A 16675-nucleotide genomic window follows, 5' to 3' on the forward strand; every position below is an offset into this window, starting at 1 on the left:
TCTGAGGCTACGCGACCGCCTCCCCTGTCACGCCTCCTGCAGCCCCGGAGCGGGCTGTTCCCCCGACCCGCGCACGATCAGTCGGGTGGGGACGGTGATGGTGCGGACGCGGGAGCGGTCGCCGTCGAGCCGGGCCAGAGCGGTGGCCGCGGCTGCCCTGCCGATTTCCTCGGGGTCCTGGGCGACGACGGTCAGGGCCGGTTCGAGTGCCTCGGCGAGCGCGACGTCGTCGAAGGCGACGACGGCGACGTCCTTCCGTTTGGCGCGGGCGAGTTCGGTGACGATTCCCAGTGCGACGATGTTGTTGCCGGCGAACAGGGCGGTGGGGGGATCGGCCAGGCTCAGCAACTGGGCGGTGGCGGTGGAGGCCCCTTGCTGGTCGTGAGCATTGGTGACGAGGGAGCGGTCGTAGGGGAGACCGGCTTCCTCCAGGGCCGTACGGTATCCGGCCAGGCGTTCGCGGCGTGTGTAGAGCCTGGTGGGAACGTCGCCGATGAAGCCGATGCGCCGGTGGCCGTGGGCGATCAGGTGGGCGACGCCTTCGTGGGCGCCCGCGCGGTTGGAGCTGACGACGCTGTCCGTGGCCAGGCCGTTTCCGGGGCGGTCGAGGAAGACGACGGGCAGGCCCGCGGCGCGGTGGGTCTTGAGGTGGGAGTGGGTGGCGCCGACGGCCGGCGCCACCATCAAAATGCTGATGCGGCGGGCGAGGAACGTGTCCGTCAACGCGCGTTCGCGGTCGGGGTCGTCCGCGGAGGAGCCCATGAGCAGGGTCAGGCCGCGGTCGCGGACGGTGTCCTCGATGCTCCTGGCCACGGCTCCGAAGAAGGGGTTGCCGAGGTCGGGGATGACCAGACCTATGGTGGTGTCGGGTCCGCCGACGCGGATGTTGCGGGCCATGAGGTTCGGCTGGAAGCCGAGCCTGGCCACGGCGGCGAGCACCTGCTCCCTGGTCTTGGCCGAGGCGGGGCCGTCCTCGTTGAGGACGCGGGAGACCGTCTTCGCGCTGACGCCCACTTCCCGGGCCACGTCTGCGAGAGTGGGGCGGCGGTTCGCTGCCATGGAGTAAACAGTCTCCCTGCTCGTCGGTTCCGGCCGCGGTGGCGCGGTCCGTGGACCCGGCCGGAACCCGTGAGTGTTTCGTCGTACGTCAGTTGGCCTGGACTCCCGCGGCCTTCGCCGCCTCGGAATCCGCTACGACCGTACCTCCGGCCTCGTCGACTGTGAGCGCGCCGGTCATGATGGCGACGACCTCCGCCATGGAGTAGTCCGAGGGCTTGATCACGGCCGCGCGCCTGCCGAGGCGGTGGACGTGGATGCGGTCGGCGATCTCGAAGACGTGCGGCATGTTGTGGCTGATCAGGACGACCGGCATGCCCTTGTCGCGGACACGGCGGATGAGGTCGAGGACCTGTCCGGACTCCTTGACGCCGAGGGCGGCGGTGGGTTCGTCCATGACGACGACGCTGCGGGCCCAGGCGACGGCCCGGGCGACCGCGACGGCCTGGCGCTGTCCGCCGGAGAGGGTCTCGACCGACTGGGTCAGCGAGCGCAGGCCGATCTTCAGGTCGGCCATGTGCTCGGCGGCCTCTTGGCGCATGCGCTTCTTGTCCAGCATGCGGAAGGCGCTGCCCAGGACGCCGGGACGGCGCAGTTCGCGTCCCAGGAACATGTTCGAGGCGATGTCCATGGAGGCTGCCACGGCGAGGTCCTGATAGACCGTCTCGATGCCGTGGGCGCGCGCGCTCTGCGGGCCGGAGAACTGGATCGGCTTGCCGTTCAGGCGTATCTCGCCCTCGTCCGGCACCACCGCGCCGGTGAGGGCCTTGATGAGGCTGGTCTTTCCGGCTCCGTTGTCGCCGATGACGGCGAGCACCTCGCCGGGCAGCAGGTCGAAGTCGGCGCCGTCGATGGCGGTGACGTGGCCGTAGCGCTTGACCAGACCGCGAGCCTGCAGGACGGGGGTCTCGGTGGTGGTGGTCATCGGGCCTTCCTCCGGGAGATCTGGTCGACAGTCACCGCGAGGATCACCAGGACACCGGTGATCAGGGTCTGGTAGATCGAGGCGACACCCATCAGCTGAAGCCCGTTGCGGAAGACGCCGACGATGAGGACGCCGATGAACGTGCCCAGGACCGAGCCGCGTCCGCCGAAGAGGCTGGTGCCGCCGAGGACCACGGCGGTGATGCTGTCGAGGTTGTCTGTCTGACCGGCCTGGGGGTCGCCGACTCCGGTGCGGGAGATGAGAAGGAGGGCGGCGATGCCGTACAGCACGCCGGCCACGGTGTAGACGCCGATGGTCAGGCGGGAGGTGCGGATGCCGTTCAGCCGCGCCGCCTCCGGGCTGTTGCCCAGGGCGTAGACGTGGCGGCCCCAGCTGGTGCTGCTCAGGGCGTAGGCGAGGAGGAGGAACAGGGCGATCGTGACCAGCGAGCCGTAGGTGATGTCGGTCTTGCCGAGCGGGAAGGTCTGGCCGAGGGCGGTCAGCGGGCCGGGCAGGTTGGTGACCGTCTGCTCCTCGGAGTAGATGTGGGTCAGCGCGAACGCCACGTTGAGCATGCCGAGGGTGACGATGAACGGCGGCAGCGGGATCTTCTGCACCAGCGCCCCGTTGAGCAGGCCGAAGCCGCCGCAGACGACCAGGCCCAGAGCGATGGCGGCGAGCGGGGGCAGGGAGCCTTCGGCCGCCATCTTGGCGATCACGATGCTGCCGAACGCCATCACGGCACCGCAGGACAGGTCGATGCCCGCGGTGAGGATGATCAGCGTCTGGCCGATGGCCAGCGTGCCGACGACCATGACCTGCTGCACGATCAGCGAGAAGTTCCCGCCGGTGAGGAACTGGTCGGTCGAGAGCGAGAAGAAGACGCAGGCCAGGAGAAGGGCGACCAGCGGGCCGGTGGTCGGCTGCGTGAGCAGTCTGCGGGCCGTGCTCGGTGCGGTGAGCCCGGCGTACGGCTTGGACGTGTCCGGGGGCGTGGTCGTGGCTGTCATGCGAAGTCCTTGTCGGAAGACAGATGTCCTTGTCCGTCCCCGTCGGAGGACAAGGGAACGAGGAGGGGGCGGCCGTTCCCGGTCGGGGAGGCGGGACGGCCGCCCCGCTGAGGGGCTGATGCGGTGTCGACCGGTCCTCGGGGGGCGGCTCAGCCCCAGCAGTTCTCCAGGCCGTAGGCGGTGTCCTTGGACGTGACCCCGTCCTGCGCCTTGTCGGTGATCAGCGTGACGCCGGTGTCGGTGTAACCGGACGCCTTCTTGCCGTCCTTGGCGTACGTCACAACGGCCTTGACACCCTCGGCGGCCATCTTCAGCGGGTACTGCTGCGAGGTCGCGGCGATCTTGCCGTCCTTGACCGCCTGGGTCCCGGTGCAGCCGCCGTCGACGGAGACGATCAGGACGTCCTTCTCCCGGCCCTTCGCCTTCAGCGCGGTGTACGCGCCCAGGGCGGCCGGCTCGTTGATGGTGTAGACGACGTTGATGTCCGGCTCCTTCTGGAGGCAGTTCTCCATCGCCGTCTGGCCCTTGGCCTGGTCGCCTCCGGTGTCCTGGGAGCAGACGACGGAGGGGTCGCCCTCCTTGACGCCGAAGCCCTTCAGGAAGCCGTTGTGCCGCTGGACGCCGACGGACACGCCCGGCGCGAGGTCGAGGGTGGCTATCTTCGCGGCCTTGCCCTTCATGGCGGCCTTGGCGTACTCGCCGATCAGCTCGCCGGCCTTGACGTTGTCGGTGGCGAAGAGGGCATCGACCGCGCTCTGCGGCTCGGTGGGGGTGTCCAGGGCGATGACCAGGACGCCCTTGGCCTTGGCTTTCTCGATCGCGGGCACGATGGCCTTGGAGTCGCTCGGGGTGATCAGGATGCCCTTCACACCGGAGGCGACCATGTTCTCGATGGCGGTGACCTGACCCGCGTTGTCCCCGTCGAACTTGCCGGCCGCGGTCATGAGCTTGACGCCCTCGGCCTTTGCCGCCTTCTCCGCGCCCTCCTTCATCTTCACGAAGAACGGGTTGGTGTCCGTCTTGGTGATCAGACCGACCTTGACGTCGCCCGAACCGGCGCTGGACGAACCCGATCCGGAGCCAGAACCGCAGGCAGTCAGGGTGAGGGCCGCGACGCCCGCGACAGCGGCGGCTCTGAGGTGGGAGGAGGACAGGCGAGTGGTGCGAGACATGTTCGACTCCTGAGGGATAGCGAGCGGCACGGGGCGGGTTCAGAACATGCCGCCCGAGGTGTCAGCGTTGACTTATGTCATCGTTGACACTGCTTGCCGAGGATGATGGACTCCGGCTCCGGCAACGTCAATGCCTTGCACGAGACACAAGTCCGTAACGGCCGCGGCGGATGCCCGATCCGTGCCCGCTTCCGCCCGAGCGTTCGCAGAGAAGAGCCGCCCATGAGCAGCCCGCGTCAGATCACCGTCCTGGGAGAGTGCGTCGCGGACGCGTTCACCGAACCGGCGAGCATCCCGAACGAACTCGCGCTGCGGGTGCTGCCCGGCGGAGGACCTGCGAACACGGTCGTGGCCCTGGCCCGTCTCGGCACCCCGGCGCGCTTCCTCGCACGGCTGTCCGGCGACGTGTTCGGCCGCCTGTTCCGGGCCCACCTGGAGTCGTCCGGGGTGGACCTGTCGAGCGCCGTCGCGGCCGTGGAGGCCAGCACGCTGGCTGTGGCGGAGTTGGACGAGCGGGGGCAGGCCGCGTTCTCCTTCCATGCGCAGAACACGGCCGACTGGCAGTGGACAGCCAGGGAGCTGGCGGGGGTGGACCTGTCCGAGACCGCCTGCGTGCACACCGGTTCCCTGGCCCTGGTCCGGGAACCCGGCGCGGCGGTGGTGGAGGACTTCCTGGCCGCGTCGGCCCCTCGGGCGACCATCAGCATCGACCCCAATGTCCGGCCGCTGCTGGTGGATCCCGAGGTCTACCGCGTCCGGCTGGCGCACTGGTGCGATCTGGCCGATGTGCTGCGGCTGAGCGAGGACGACCTGGAACTCCTGCTGCCGGGCACGCCGCCCGAGCAGGCGTGCGACATCTGGCACGCGGCCGGAGCGCGGCTCGTCGTGATCACGCGCGGTGCCGACGGCGTACTGGCCTCCCTCGACGGCGAACGGATCGAGATGCCCGCCGTGCCGACGACCGTCGTCGACACAGTCGGGGCGGGAGACTCCTTCACCGCCGGGCTGCTGCACCACCTCGGCACCCGCCGACTCCTCGGTGGCAGGCTGACGGAACTCCGTCTCGACAACGTCGCGGACGCCTGCCGGTTCGCTGCCCAGGTTGCGGCCCTGACCTGCTCGGTGGCCGGCCCGAACCCGCCGTGGCAGAGCCAGTTGGAGCAACTCGCCGCCGTCGGCCGCGTATGACGATCGGGCGAGCCGCCCAGAGGTGACCTGGCGTCAGGACTGTTGACGCATGGGCCGGATTGACCCCATCATCGGGCCACTCGGTGTCATCGCTGACACAAGTCAACGATGACACTCCTTGTCGGGCGCGGTGGACGTCGGCGCCCGGCAAGGCGTCAACTTTCGGTTGGTTCCGCGCCGGGCCGCGAGCTCCGCTGCGCGAACAGCCGCAGCACAGGAGACACCATGAGCTCTGGACGTGTATCCCGGCATGCCCGCACACGGATGATCGCGGCGGTGGCGACCGTCTGCGCCCTGTCCGCAGCCCCGCTGGCTCCTCAGGCCGTCGCTGCCGACACCCCGCCGTACCCACCGTACTCCGAGACCTACCGGCCCCAGTTCCACTTCACCCCGCAGAAGAACTGGATGAACGACCCGAACGGCCTCGTGTACTACAAGGGCGAGTACCACCTCTTCTACCAGTACAACCCCAACGGCAACTCCTGGGGTGACATGTCCTGGGGGCACGCGGTGAGCAAGGACCTCGTGCACTGGAAGGAGTTGCCGCTCGCCCTCTCGCACGACGACGAGGAGATGGTGTTCTCCGGCAGTGCGGTCGTCGACTGGAACAACACAACCGGGTTCGGTACGAAGAAGAACCCGCCCATGGTGGCGATCTACACCAGCGCCTACAAGAACGGCGGCAAGCAGGCCCAGTCGCTCGCCTACAGCACCGACCGCGGCCGCACGTGGACCAAGTACCAGGGCAATCCCGTCCTCGATATCGGTTCCCGAGAGTTCCGCGACCCCAAGGTCCAGTGGTACGCGCCGACCAAGAGCTGGCTGATGACGGTGTCGCTGTCCACCGAGCACAAGGTGCAGTTCTACTCGTCCAAGAATCTCAAGGACTGGGACCTGCTCAGCGAGTTCGGCCCGGCCGGTGCGACGGGCGGCGTGTGGGAGTGCCCCGACCTGTTCCCCCTCGCGGTGGACGGGGACGAGAACAACATCAAGTGGGTCTTGGTCGTCAACATCAACCCCGGTGGAATCGCGGGCGGTTCGGCTGCCCAGTACTTCATCGGCGACTTCGACGGCAAGAAGTTCGCCGCCGACGACAAGGGCACCTACACCCCGCCCACCGGCACGGTGGTGCAGGACTTCGAGGGCACCGACTTCGGTACGTGGACGACCACCGGCACCGCGTTCGGCGACGGACCGGCGGCCGGGGCACTGGCCGGGCAGGGGACCGTCGAGGGCTTCGACGGCAAGGGCCTCGCCAACAGCTTCCACAGCGGTGACGGCACCACGGGCATCCTCACCTCACCCGAATTCACCGTCGACAGCCCCTACTTGAACTTCAAGGTTGGCGGCGGACGGCACCCGCACGAGGCCGGAACCGTCATGGAGCAGGGACCGCCGCCCGCAGGCACGGTCCTCGCCGACTTCGAAGGCGGCAGCTACGGCGACTGGACGAAGACCGGAGACGCCTTCGGCTCGGCACCGGCCACCGGCACCCTCCCCAACCAGCAGGAGGTCTCCGGCTGGCTGGGTGACGGCCTGGTCAACACCTACCTGAACGGCGACTCCACCACCGGCACCCTCACCTCACCCGAATTCACCATCGACAGGAACCACATCAACTTCCTCATAGGCGGCGGCCATCACCCGACCAGTGCCGCCAACCCCACCGCCCTCGAACTCCTCGTCGACGGCCAGGTCGTGCGCAGCGCCACCGGAAAGGACGCCGAGGCACTCAACTGGGCTTCCTGGGACGTCAGCGACCTCACCGGCAAGAAGGCACAGATCAGGATCGTCGACGACAACACCGGCGGCTGGGGCCACATCAACGTCGACCACATCATGCTGTCCGACACCAAGGCCCAGCCCGTCTCCCAGGAGACGTCCGTCAATCTGATCGTCGACGGTCAGGTCGTCCGCAGCGCCACCGGCTCCAACAGCGAGACCCTCGACTGGGCCTCCTTCGACCTGCGCCCCTACGCCGGCAAGAAGGCGCGGATCCAGGTCGTCGACATGAACACCGCCGGCTGGGGCCACATCCTGGCCGACCAGTTCACCGAAGCCGAGAAGCCCGCCAAGTCCGTCGTGCAGCGAGCCGACTGGGCCGACTACGGCAAGGACTACTACGCGGCGGTGTCCTGGGAAAACGCGCCGGGCGGCAAGCGGTACATGATCGGCTGGATGAACAACTGGGACTACAGCGGTGCCATCCCCACCTCCCCCTGGCGCGGCGCGCAGAGCGCCCCCCGGGAGATGGCCCTGCGCACCATCAACGGCCGAATCCGACTGACCAGCAAGCCGGTGAGCAGCCTGGAGTCCCTCCGGCAGAGGCGCCCGGCGACGGCGGACGGCGTGACCGTCAAGAGCACCACAAAGCCCCTGATCGGCCCGGCGGCCAGGGGCAAGGCACTCGACATCGAGGCCACCTTCTCCCTCAAGGACGCCGAACGCTTCGGCCTGAAGGTGCGTACCGGCGCCGGAGGCGAGGAGACAGTCATCGGCTACGACACCACGACACAGGAGCTGTACGTCGACCGCACCCGCTCCGGCGCCGTGGACTTCAACAGCTCCTTCCCTGGCGTCCAGCGAGCACCACTGCAGTCGAAGGACGGCAAGGTGAGGCTGCGGATCCTCGTCGACTGGTCGTCCGTCGAGGTCTTCGGCGGCAGCGGCGAAGCGGTGATCACCGACCAGATCTTCCCCGACCCCGACAGCCAGGGAGTGCAGGTATTCGCCGAGAACGGCTCGGTGAGGCTGGACCATGCCCGCGTCTGGCACCTCGACTCCTACCGCGACTGACCCTCACATCACGCCCGACCACGAGGACACCACACCGTGAACAAGACCCTGCTCGCCGAGTTCACCGCCCGCAAGGGAGCGGAGGACGAGGTCGCCCGCCTGATCCGGGACTACGCCAAGAAGGTGCGCGAGGAAGACGGCAACCTCGCCTTCGACGTCTACACCAAGGCGTCGAACCCGCGCGCCTACTGGATCTTCGAGGTGTACCGGGACGAGGACGCCTTCCAGGCCCACCTGAAGGCCCCGTACGGCGGCCCGTTCAACGCCGCCCTCGTCCCGCTGATCGAGGAGGACGCCTCGGTGCTGACCTTCCTCGATCCGGTGGCCTGAGCGCGGCCGGCCCGCCTCGCGGGCCGGCCATCACACGTTGAGCCGTACGGGCAGATGCGTGCCGTGGCCGAGTGATACGGAAGAACCTGCCTGGTCCGGGCCTGTTGCCCCCGGCACGCTTCGATCAGGGAGTCCGTCCACGTGGCCGTAGTCACTGGGGCTGCGTCACGGTGTTCGCCCATGGCTCATTGTCGGTTGTTCCGTGTTGGCCGCGATCCTGGTCGGCGGATGGCATCGCGTAGGCCGACTCCTGGAGCTGGTGCCAGGCAAGTGACCTGCCCAGGTCGCGCATCAGCGTCGTCGTACCCAAGGGTGCTTCATGTGCGCCTGCAATGACCCCATCCGGCTGGCCTGCTACGGGGACGGCACGGCGCTCTACCAGCCAGCCACCAGGACGGACGCCCAGCTGCGGGCGGTGACGCGCAGGGGGACGCCAGAAGAAGGCCTTAACACGAAGCCGGGCCTTCCCAACGGGAGGCCCGGCTTCGCAGCGTGGGAGGCCCTCAGTCGGCTGGAGCGGGCAGGAGTCGGTCCCGTGTGCTCTCCGGCAGCACCCGGTGCAGCCCCGGTGCGCTGCCACTGAGGGAGTCGGCGAACGCGGCGACGCGGTCATGCGGCACGCTGGCGCCGAGCGAGACTGACTGGGTGGTCAGAAGCCGGCCTGGGTCTTGTCGAGCGCCTTGGCCAGGTTGGCGTCCACGAGCCCCGGCGAGCCCGAGACGATCACCAGGACGTCGCCGGTGCGGATCGCCGTCTGCTTGACGACGCTGCGCCGCCCACCGACGGAGTAGGTGAGCAGCTGGCTCCACTGCTCGTCGCCCAGGTTAGGGGCGCCCGCACGGTTCGGGAGAAGGCCGACGGAAAAGGACCCGAGCCACGGGCACCTCGCCGGCGGCCTACCTCACTCTCAACACTCATCTGACCGTCAGGATGGGGCAGTTCATCCCCGAGCGGGACTGGTTGACTGCCTACCAGATCGCCGTCACCGGCGCGCCCGTCCTACGGTCGCTCCGCGAGCAGCCCTACGATGTCGGCGAGCCGCGTACGGAAATAGAAGTGACCGCCTGGCTGTACGTGGAGCCGGAACCGGCCCGTCGTACACCGTTCCCAGGGCCGGGCCGCGTGCACCGGCACCCAGGGGTCGGAGTCACCGACGACGGCCGTGAGGTCGCAGCGGAGGGGGACGGGCCGGGCGGTGTACCTCTGCAGCAGCCGGTAGTCGTTGCGCACGATCGGGAAGATGACCGCCCGCACGTCCGGGGTGTCCAGCAGCCTCGGATCCGTACCGCCCTCACCGGCGAGGTCCGCCCGCAGCTCGTCGTCGGTCAACGAACCGGTGCGGGAGGGAACCTGGCCGATTCGGGAGCCGGGCGCCGACCGTCCCGAGACGACGAGATGTGCGAGGCGCGCCCCGAAGTCGTCCTCCAGCAAACGCGCGACCTCGTAGGCGACGGACGCGCCCATGCTGTGGCCGACGAGCGTCGTGGGCAGCGCGGGCCCGGCCGCCCGGGCGACCGCGTCGGCCGCCGCACCCGCGAGGGTCGCCATGTCCGGGACGAGCGGCTCCGCCATGCGGTGCTCCCGCCCGGGGTACTGCACGATCCGCAGCTCCACGTGTGTGGGGAGGTGCGCGGCCCAGGCGCGATAGTAGTTCGCCCCGCCGCCCGCGTGAGGGAAGAGGAACATGCGCTGCCGGGCGTCCGGGCGCGGACGGGGCACCACGAACCAATCACCTGGGTCAGCCATCGCCGCCTCACCGCTTTCTGTCCGAGGCGGAGACGAGCGACGTCCCCTCGTCCCCCCGCCCACCCGGTGCGGACGGCTGCGGTTTCTCCTCGCGGATCCGGAAGCGCTGGAGCGACTTCGGGGCCCACCAGATGGCGCGGCCGAAGATCCCCATGAGGGCGGGCACCAGCAGGCACCGCACCAGGGTGGCGTCCACCAGGATGGCCAGGGCGACGCCCAAGCCCAGCATCTTGGTGAGGGTGATCTGCGAGGTGCCGATGGCCACCATCACGATGGTGAGCAGCACCGCGGCGGCGGTGATCACCCCTCCGGTCTGGGCGATGCCGGCGCGCACGGCCTCGCGGTGGTCGTCGTGCCGGTCGTAGTTCTCCTTGATCCGCGACAGGATGAACAGGGAGTAGTCCATCGACAGACCGAAGGTCAGGCAGAACATCAGCACGGGCAGCGAGGTCTCGATGAACCCGGTGGCCGTGAAGCCGAGCAGCCCACTGAGGTGTCCCTCCTGGAACACCCAGACGGCGGCCCCGAACATCGCGGTGAGGCTGAGCGCGTTGAGCACGACTGCCAGGAACGGGAGCACCAGCGAACCGGTCATGAGGAAGATCATGACGAGGGTGACCACGACGATGAACAGCAGCGCGTACGGCAGGTGTTCACCGATGACGGCCCGGCTGTCCACCAGCATGGCGGCCTGCCCGCCGACCCTCACCGAGGACGAGGGCGGCTCCTCGACGGCGCGGACGCGCTTGACGAGGTCCTGGCTCTCGACGGAGATGTCCTCGATGGTGGGGACGGGCCAGACGGTCAGGTAGTCGGTGCCCGACACCGCGCGGGTCGCGCTCGCCGCGGTGGGCGGCTGGACCAGCTGTCCGCCCTGGTAGGTGCCGGTCGGGCTGTCCACGCGCGCCACGTCCTTCAGCGCGGACAGCTTGTCGGCGTAGGCACCGATGTCCTGCTGCTTGCCGTCCTGGGCCAGTACGTCGATGCCGCCGGTCGGACTGACGGGGAAGGACTCGCGCAAGGTGTTGTGGACGATCCGGGCCTCGGCCTTCTCACCGAGCGTCCGGTCGTCCACCGTGCCGAACTCAACCTTCAGGAAGGGGAGGCCGACCAGGATCAGAAGCGCGGTGACGAGCACGGTGACCAGCGGCGCACGGCGCATCGTCGCCCCGGCGAGGGCACGCCAGCGGCGCTCCGCGGCGGCTTCCCGCTCCTGGCCGCCCTTCCGGCGGAGCCGCAGCGCGTCCACCCGGTGGCCGAGGAGCAACAGCAGGGCGGGCAGCACGATGAGCGCGGCCAGCGCGGCGAGCGCCACCACGGTGATGCCGGCGTACGCGAACGAGCGCAGGAAGTACATGGGGAAGATCAGCATCGCGGCGAGCGACACGGCCACGACGAACGCCGAGAACAGTACCGTCCGGCCCGCGCTGTGCATCGTGGCGCTGAGGGCCCGCGCGGTGTCGGGCTCGCGCTTCAGCTCCTCCCGGTAGCGCCGGACGATGAGGAGCGCGTAGTCGATCGCCAGGCCGAACCCGAGTGCCGTCGTCAGGTTCTGCGCGAAGACCGACACGTCGGTGAGGTGCGTGATCCCCGTCAGGACCGCGTTGGTCCCCAGGATGGCGATCACGCCGATCGCGAGCGGCAGCAGTGCGGAGACGACGCTGCCGAAGGCCAGCAGCAGGATGAGGAGCACCAGCGGAAAGGCGATCAGCTCGGACTTCACCAGGTCGTCGGCGGTCTGCTGCTGTGACTCGTTGCGCACAGCGACGGTGCCGCCGAGGGACACCTCCAGGTCACCGACGGTGCCCCGGTAGTCGTCCTCGATACGCTCGAAGACCTTGCCCGCCTCGGTCTCGTTGCCCTTGATGTGGGCGACGATCAGCGCGTACCGGCCGTCCTCCGCGCGCAGCCCGGCATCACCGGTCTGCCAGTAGTCGACGACACCGGTGATGCCCTGCTCCCGGGCCAGCCGCTGGGCCAGCTCGGTGCCCTCCCGTTTCGTGCCGGGGGCGTCGGCCTCCGCCTTCACGAGCAGTACGAGGTTGGGCCTGCTGGCCGGGAACTTGGCGTCCATCGTCTCGGCCGCCAGGCTGGACTCCGCGGCCGGGTCCTCGGTGCCGCCGAGTTGGAGCCGGTCGGTGAGACCGCCGCCCGCGAGTACCGCGCCCACCAGCAGCGCGACGACACAGGACAGCAGCAGCCTGGGCCGCCCCGCGATTCGAAGTAAAGCTGACATGCTTACCGCCGATTCTTCCTCAGAGGGACGCGTTCGGATGTCCGACTGCGACGTGAACGCATCCTGGGTTATGCCTCGGGCTTGGTGACCGCGAACGCGAACACCGAACCAAACTTAATCAAGCGGTAGTTGACGAAACCCACCTTCTCCAGCTGCACGGGCAGCTGCTTCAGATCCGTGCGACGGATTCCGGTCATCCTGACCCCGATGCGGCTGCTGACGAGATCGTTTACCGCGAAGGTGCTGGCCACGTAGACACCGCCGGGCTTCAGGAGCCGGAACACCGCCTCGTAGGCGCCGACCGGGTCGGCGTACAGGTGCAGCGAACCGGGGTTGTTGACCCCGTCGAAAACACCTTCCTTGAAGGGCAGTTGCCGCACGTCACCGCGGACCAGGTGAACGTTGCGACGGCCAACGGTCTCCTGCACCGCCTTGTGCAGCATCGCCTCGGAGATGTCCAGGCCGACCACGGTCGCCTCGGGCACCGCCCCCGCGAGCTGGTCGGTGAAGTACCCCGCGCCGCAGGACAGATCGAGCCACGTGCCGGTGTTCTCCTCGCCGAGCTTCAGCCATTTCCGGTAGATCTCGAACTCTTCGGCGTAGTCCGGGATGTGGTTGCCGAACCCGGCGAAGAGCCTCGAGAAGAACGGGCGCATGACGGCCTCGTAGAGCCGGACGAACGCGGTGCTCTCCATCAGCTTCTGTGCGGTGGTCGGCGCGGCCGGGTCGGGTTTGCCCGGCTCCCGGACCATGTCGATGAAGGCAGGGGTGACCGGGGCGCCTCGGCCGCAGGAGGAGCACTTCAGCTCGGTGGACGAGGTCTGCGTCACCTCCGCCGAGCAGGACGGGCAAGCCAGTAGGTCGAGCACCTGGGTCAGCATCGGTTGCCTCTCTCGGGTAGCGATGTCACGTACTGCGGATCGGAGTGCGGAGTTCACAGCTCGATGTGCTCGCCGATCAGCTTGGCGAGCTGACCCACATGCGGGCCGGTGAGCATGGAGAGGTGGTCGCCCGGCGTCTCGCGCACCTCGACGGGGCCGGCGGTGAACCGTCCCCAGCCGCGCGCTTCGTCGTCCAGGATCCAGGCCAGCTCGTCCGGAGGGACGTTGTCCGGGTGCAGCTCGGCGGCCCGGAAGAACGTCAGGGTTCCCTCGTACGGCACGGCGGGGACGTACAGGCTGTGCTGGTCGGCGATGTAGGCGCGGATGAAGCCGCGCAGCCGGACGTCGTCGTCGAACTCGGGCGGCAGCACGCTCTGTTCGCGCAAGGTGTCGCGGAACGCGGCGAGCTGGGCTGCCTCGTCGAGCTCCCGCAGCCGCTCGTGCGTGATGTCGAGCCGGCAGCCGAAGATCCGCTCGAAGACGCGGGCCAGGGCCACCAGCCAGTCGACGTGGCCCCAGTCCGCCGTCGCGTGCCGCCGCTCGGGCAGCGGCGCGGCGGTGTCCAGCATCCCGAGCAGCCGGACCTCGTGACCGGCCGCGCGCAGCCGGGTGGCGAGCTCCAGGGCGATGTGCCCGCCGAAGGAGTGCCCGACCAGGTGGTACGGGCCCTGGGGCGCGGCGGAGAGCACCAGGGGAAGGTATTGCTCGGCGAGTTCCGCGACCAGCGTCTGCGAGGTCGTGTCCTCGGTGAAGAGCGGCTGGAGGCCGTAAAGCATGAGCTGTTCGGGGAGGTGGGCGGCGAGGTCGTTGAAGTACACGAGGTTGCCGCCCGCGCCCGGCAGGAGGAACAGCGGCACCTCACCGCCGGGGCGCAGCCGGACCAGCGACTGCCGGTCGGTGTCGGCGGCACCGCTTTGGAGGGCCACGGCCATCTGGGCGACGGTGGGCCCCTGGAAGAGCACGGACAGCGGCAGCCGCCGCCCGAACTGCCGCTCCACCTCGGCCAGCAGCACCACGGCGAGCACGGAATTGCCGCCCAGGTGGAAGAAGTTGTCGCGCACGCCGACCGAGCGCTCCCCGAGGATCTCCTGCCACAGCAGCGCCAGCCGCATCTCGGTGAGCCCCCGGGGGGCGAGCCGGCCGGCCCGGTCGGTGCCGGACGCGGTGGGCTCGGGCAGAGCGCGGCGGTCGATCTTGCCGTTGGGGGTGTAAGGCAGTTCGTCGAGCAGTTGGAGGGAGGCCGGGCTCATGTAGCCGGGCAGCCGCGTGTCCAGGTGGGCGCGGAGCGACGTCTCCGTCAGCCGGCTGCCGGGCCGGAGCACGGCATAGCCGTCGATACGGCGTGCCACTCCGGTGCCGTGCGTGGTCGCCGCGGCCTGCGCGACATCCGGGTGGGAGAGCAGCGCCGCCTCGATCTCGCCGAGTTCGATGCGGAAGCCGCGCACCTTGACCTGGTGGTCGGTGCGGCCTATGAACTCCAGGGTGCCCTCTGGACGCAGGCGCACCAGGTCGCCGGTGCGGTACATGCGCTCGCCGGGCACCGCGGCGAAGGGGTCGGGCAGGAAGCGCTCCTCGGTCAGCTCCGGACGCTTGAGGTAGCCGCGGCTCACCCCGTCACCGGCGATGTGGAGTTCTCCGGGCGCTCCCGGCGGCACCAGCGTGCCCTGCGAATCCAGTACGTACATGCGGGTGTTGGCGATGGGGCGGCCGATCAGCACCCTCCCGTCGGGGCCCACGCGATGGGTGCTGGACCAGATCGTCGTCTCCGTCGGCCCGTACATGTTCTGGATACGGGCCGAGGTCAGCTGGGTCAGCCGCTCGGCGAGGGCGGCGGGCAGTTCCTCGCCGCCCAGCAGCAGCAGGCTCAGCTCGGCCAGCGCTTCGGGCCCGCCGGGCTCCGCCAGGATCATCGCCGCCTGGGACGGGGTGCACTGGAGCCGGGTGACCTTGTGGCGCCGGATGAGCTCGGGGAGGGCGGGCTCGGCCTCGGCGGGGCGCGCGGCGTGCAGTTCGCGGGCCCGGGCCAGCAGCGGCAGGGAGTCGAGGACGGCATCCTCGTCCATGCCGAAGTCGATGAGCGCGGCCACCTCGTCGACGCCGGTGTCGGCGATGGCGTCGAGCAGGGTGACGGCCTGGTCGACGGTGCCGAAGAGCGCGGCCGTGCCGTAGAAGCGGTCGAAGGCGTGGTCGAGCAGGGTGTTCAGGTCGTCGTCGGGCAGCGCGGAGAGGTCGTCGCCCAGCCCCATCGAACGGGCGAGGCCGGCGAGCAGCCCCAGGGACGAGGCCAGATAGTCGCGGAACGGCCCGCGCACCGCCTCGCGTATCGCCTCCGGGTCCTCGCCGAGGAAGGTGTGCACCATCAGCGTGACCCGTCCCGGTCCCTGGTGTCCTGCCTCCTGCCGGGCCCGGCGGTAGACGGCGACCTTCTCCGCGAGCTGTTCGAGGTCCTGGCCGAGGAGATGGGTGAGGACGTTGCAGCCCGACTCCCCCGCCGCGCGAAAGGTGTCGGGGCTGCCCGCGGCGGTGACCCACAGCGGCAGCTCGTCCTGCACCGGCCGCGGCAGGGTCCGCACGGCGGTGGTCCTGCCGTGGCCGTTGGGGCGCTCGACGGGTGCGCCCGACCACAGGGTGCGCAGGGTGGCGATGCCGTCCAGCATCACCTGCTTGCGCTCCGCGTAGTTGCCGGGCGCGAGCACGAAGTCGTCGGCCTGCCAGCCCGAGGCGACGGAGATCCCGGCGCGGCCCCCCGAGAGGTTGTCCACGACCGACCACTCCTCCACGACCCGGACCGGATCGTGGAGCGGCAGCACGACGCTGCCCGCGCGGATCGCTATCCGTTCTGTGGCGGTGGCGAGTGCTGCGCCGATGACGGACGGGTTGGGGAAGATACCGCCGAAGGCGTGGAAGTGGCGCTCGGGGGTCCAGACGGCCTCGAAGCCGTGCCGGTCGGCGAATCCGGCGCCCTCGAGCAGCAGCCGGTAGGCCGCGCCGCTCGCGCTCCCCTCGGTGCCGGAGGCGCTGGCGAAGTAGAAGAGGCTGAGGTCGGCGGTCCTGCCCGGGGCTCGCCCGTCGGCCGGGCCGGGGTCGGTCTGGAGGACGACGGTGGAGCCGTGCGTCAGCGTCCACACCAGCTCCAGGACCGAGATGTCGAACGAGACGGTGGTGACGCCCAGCCAGGTCCCGGCGCTGTCGGCACCGAACTCCCCGGTCATGGCGGCGCAGAAGTTCACCACGTTGCGGTGCTCCACCATGACACCCTTGGGCCTGCCGGTGGAGCCCGAGGTGTAGATGACGTAGGCCAGGTCGCGGGGGCCCGCCTCAGGGGCCTCAGGGGC

At 69.6% G+C, this 16675-nt stretch carries 10 protein-coding genes and 2 pseudogenes; 3 read left to right on the plus strand and 9 right to left on the minus strand.

Going from position 1 to position 16675, the window contains the following annotated elements:
• Nucleotides 1–27 precede the first annotated feature (27 nt).
• The 4 genes from CA983_RS12260 to CA983_RS12275 all read right to left on the minus strand — a co-directional run bounded on the left by CA983_RS12260 (nucleotide 28) and on the right by CA983_RS12275 (nucleotide 4163).
• Complete coding sequence (locus CA983_RS12260; RefSeq protein ID WP_086600926.1) at nucleotides 28–1059, minus strand: LacI family DNA-binding transcriptional regulator; 1032 nt, start codon at nucleotides 1057–1059, stop codon at nucleotides 28–30.
• Between the two features lie 88 nt (nucleotides 1060–1147).
• A complete protein-coding gene (locus tag CA983_RS12265; protein ID WP_086600927.1) occupies nucleotides 1148–1981 on the minus strand; it encodes an ATP-binding cassette domain-containing protein in 834 nt (277 codons plus the stop codon).
• On the minus strand, nucleotides 1978–2991 hold the full coding sequence (locus tag CA983_RS12270) for an ABC transporter permease (RefSeq protein WP_086600928.1): 1014 nt from the start codon (nucleotides 2989–2991) through the stop codon (nucleotides 1978–1980). Before CA983_RS12270 ends, CA983_RS12265 begins: the two co-directional genes overlap by 4 nt.
• 149 nt (nucleotides 2992–3140) lie before the next feature.
• A complete protein-coding gene (locus CA983_RS12275) occupies nucleotides 3141–4163 on the minus strand; it encodes a sugar ABC transporter substrate-binding protein (protein WP_086600929.1) in 1023 nt (340 codons plus the stop codon).
• A gap of 222 nt (nucleotides 4164–4385) precedes the next feature.
• Between CA983_RS12275 and CA983_RS12280 the strand changes: the two genes are divergently transcribed.
• The 3 genes from CA983_RS12280 (at nucleotide 4386) to CA983_RS12290 (ending at nucleotide 8477) form a co-directional block, all read left to right on the plus strand.
• Nucleotides 4386–5351: a carbohydrate kinase family protein gene (locus CA983_RS12280; protein ID WP_086600930.1), complete on the plus strand. Its 966-nt coding sequence runs from the start codon at nucleotides 4386–4388 to the stop codon at nucleotides 5349–5351.
• A gap of 225 nt (nucleotides 5352–5576) precedes the next feature.
• Nucleotides 5577–8147, plus strand: coding sequence for a glycoside hydrolase family 32 protein (locus CA983_RS12285; protein ID WP_086600931.1), 2571 nt, complete (start codon nucleotides 5577–5579; stop codon nucleotides 8145–8147).
• 36 nt (nucleotides 8148–8183) lie between these two features.
• A complete protein-coding gene (locus CA983_RS12290) occupies nucleotides 8184–8477 on the plus strand; it encodes a putative quinol monooxygenase (RefSeq protein ID WP_086600932.1) in 294 nt (97 codons plus the stop codon).
• A 649-nt stretch (nucleotides 8478–9126) separates the two neighbouring features.
• Here the strand turns inward: CA983_RS12290 and CA983_RS47800 are convergent.
• From CA983_RS47800 to CA983_RS12315, 5 genes and pseudogenes are all read right to left on the minus strand, one after another.
• Nucleotides 9127–9309 (minus strand): annotated as a pseudogene (locus CA983_RS47800) (hypothetical protein); the annotation flags it as partial.
• A 167-nt stretch (nucleotides 9310–9476) separates the two neighbouring features.
• Nucleotides 9477–10199: a thioesterase II family protein gene (locus CA983_RS12300; RefSeq protein ID WP_158101855.1), complete on the minus strand. Its 723-nt coding sequence runs from the start codon at nucleotides 10197–10199 to the stop codon at nucleotides 9477–9479.
• A gap of 31 nt (nucleotides 10200–10230) precedes the next feature.
• Nucleotides 10231–12459, minus strand: a complete 2229-nt coding sequence (locus tag CA983_RS12305) for an MMPL family transporter (RefSeq protein WP_086600934.1) — start codon at nucleotides 12457–12459, stop codon at nucleotides 10231–10233.
• Between the two features lie 68 nt (nucleotides 12460–12527).
• On the minus strand, nucleotides 12528–13340 hold the full coding sequence (locus tag CA983_RS12310; RefSeq protein ID WP_086600935.1) for a class I SAM-dependent methyltransferase: 813 nt from the start codon (nucleotides 13338–13340) through the stop codon (nucleotides 12528–12530).
• An 83-nt stretch (nucleotides 13341–13423) separates the two neighbouring features.
• Nucleotides 13424–16675 (minus strand): annotated as a pseudogene (locus CA983_RS12315) (MupA/Atu3671 family FMN-dependent luciferase-like monooxygenase); the annotation flags it as partial.

This window comes from Streptomyces swartbergensis, from assembly GCF_002148965.1.
Lineage (GTDB): Bacteria > Actinomycetota > Actinomycetes > Streptomycetales > Streptomycetaceae > Streptomyces > Streptomyces swartbergensis.

Coding starts and splice junctions, on each gene's coding strand:
- CA983_RS12260 (WP_086600926.1), bottom strand. CDS start 1,059: ATGGCAGCGAACCGCCGCCCCACTCTCGCAGACGTGGCCCGGGAAGTG.
- CA983_RS12265 (WP_086600927.1), bottom strand. CDS start 1,981: ATGACCACCACCACCGAGACCCCCGTCCTGCAGGCTCGCGGTCTGGTC.
- CA983_RS12270 (WP_086600928.1), bottom strand. CDS start 2,991: ATGACAGCCACGACCACGCCCCCGGACACGTCCAAGCCGTACGCCGGG.
- CA983_RS12275 (WP_086600929.1), bottom strand. CDS start 4,163: ATGTCTCGCACCACTCGCCTGTCCTCCTCCCACCTCAGAGCCGCCGCT.
- CA983_RS12280 (WP_086600930.1), top strand. CDS start 4,386: ATGAGCAGCCCGCGTCAGATCACCGTCCTGGGAGAGTGCGTCGCGGAC.
- CA983_RS12285 (WP_086600931.1), top strand. CDS start 5,577: ATGAGCTCTGGACGTGTATCCCGGCATGCCCGCACACGGATGATCGCG.
- CA983_RS12305 (WP_086600934.1), bottom strand. CDS start 12,459: ATGTCAGCTTTACTTCGAATCGCGGGGCGGCCCAGGCTGCTGCTGTCC.
- CA983_RS12310 (WP_086600935.1), bottom strand. CDS start 13,340: ATGCTGACCCAGGTGCTCGACCTACTGGCTTGCCCGTCCTGCTCGGCG.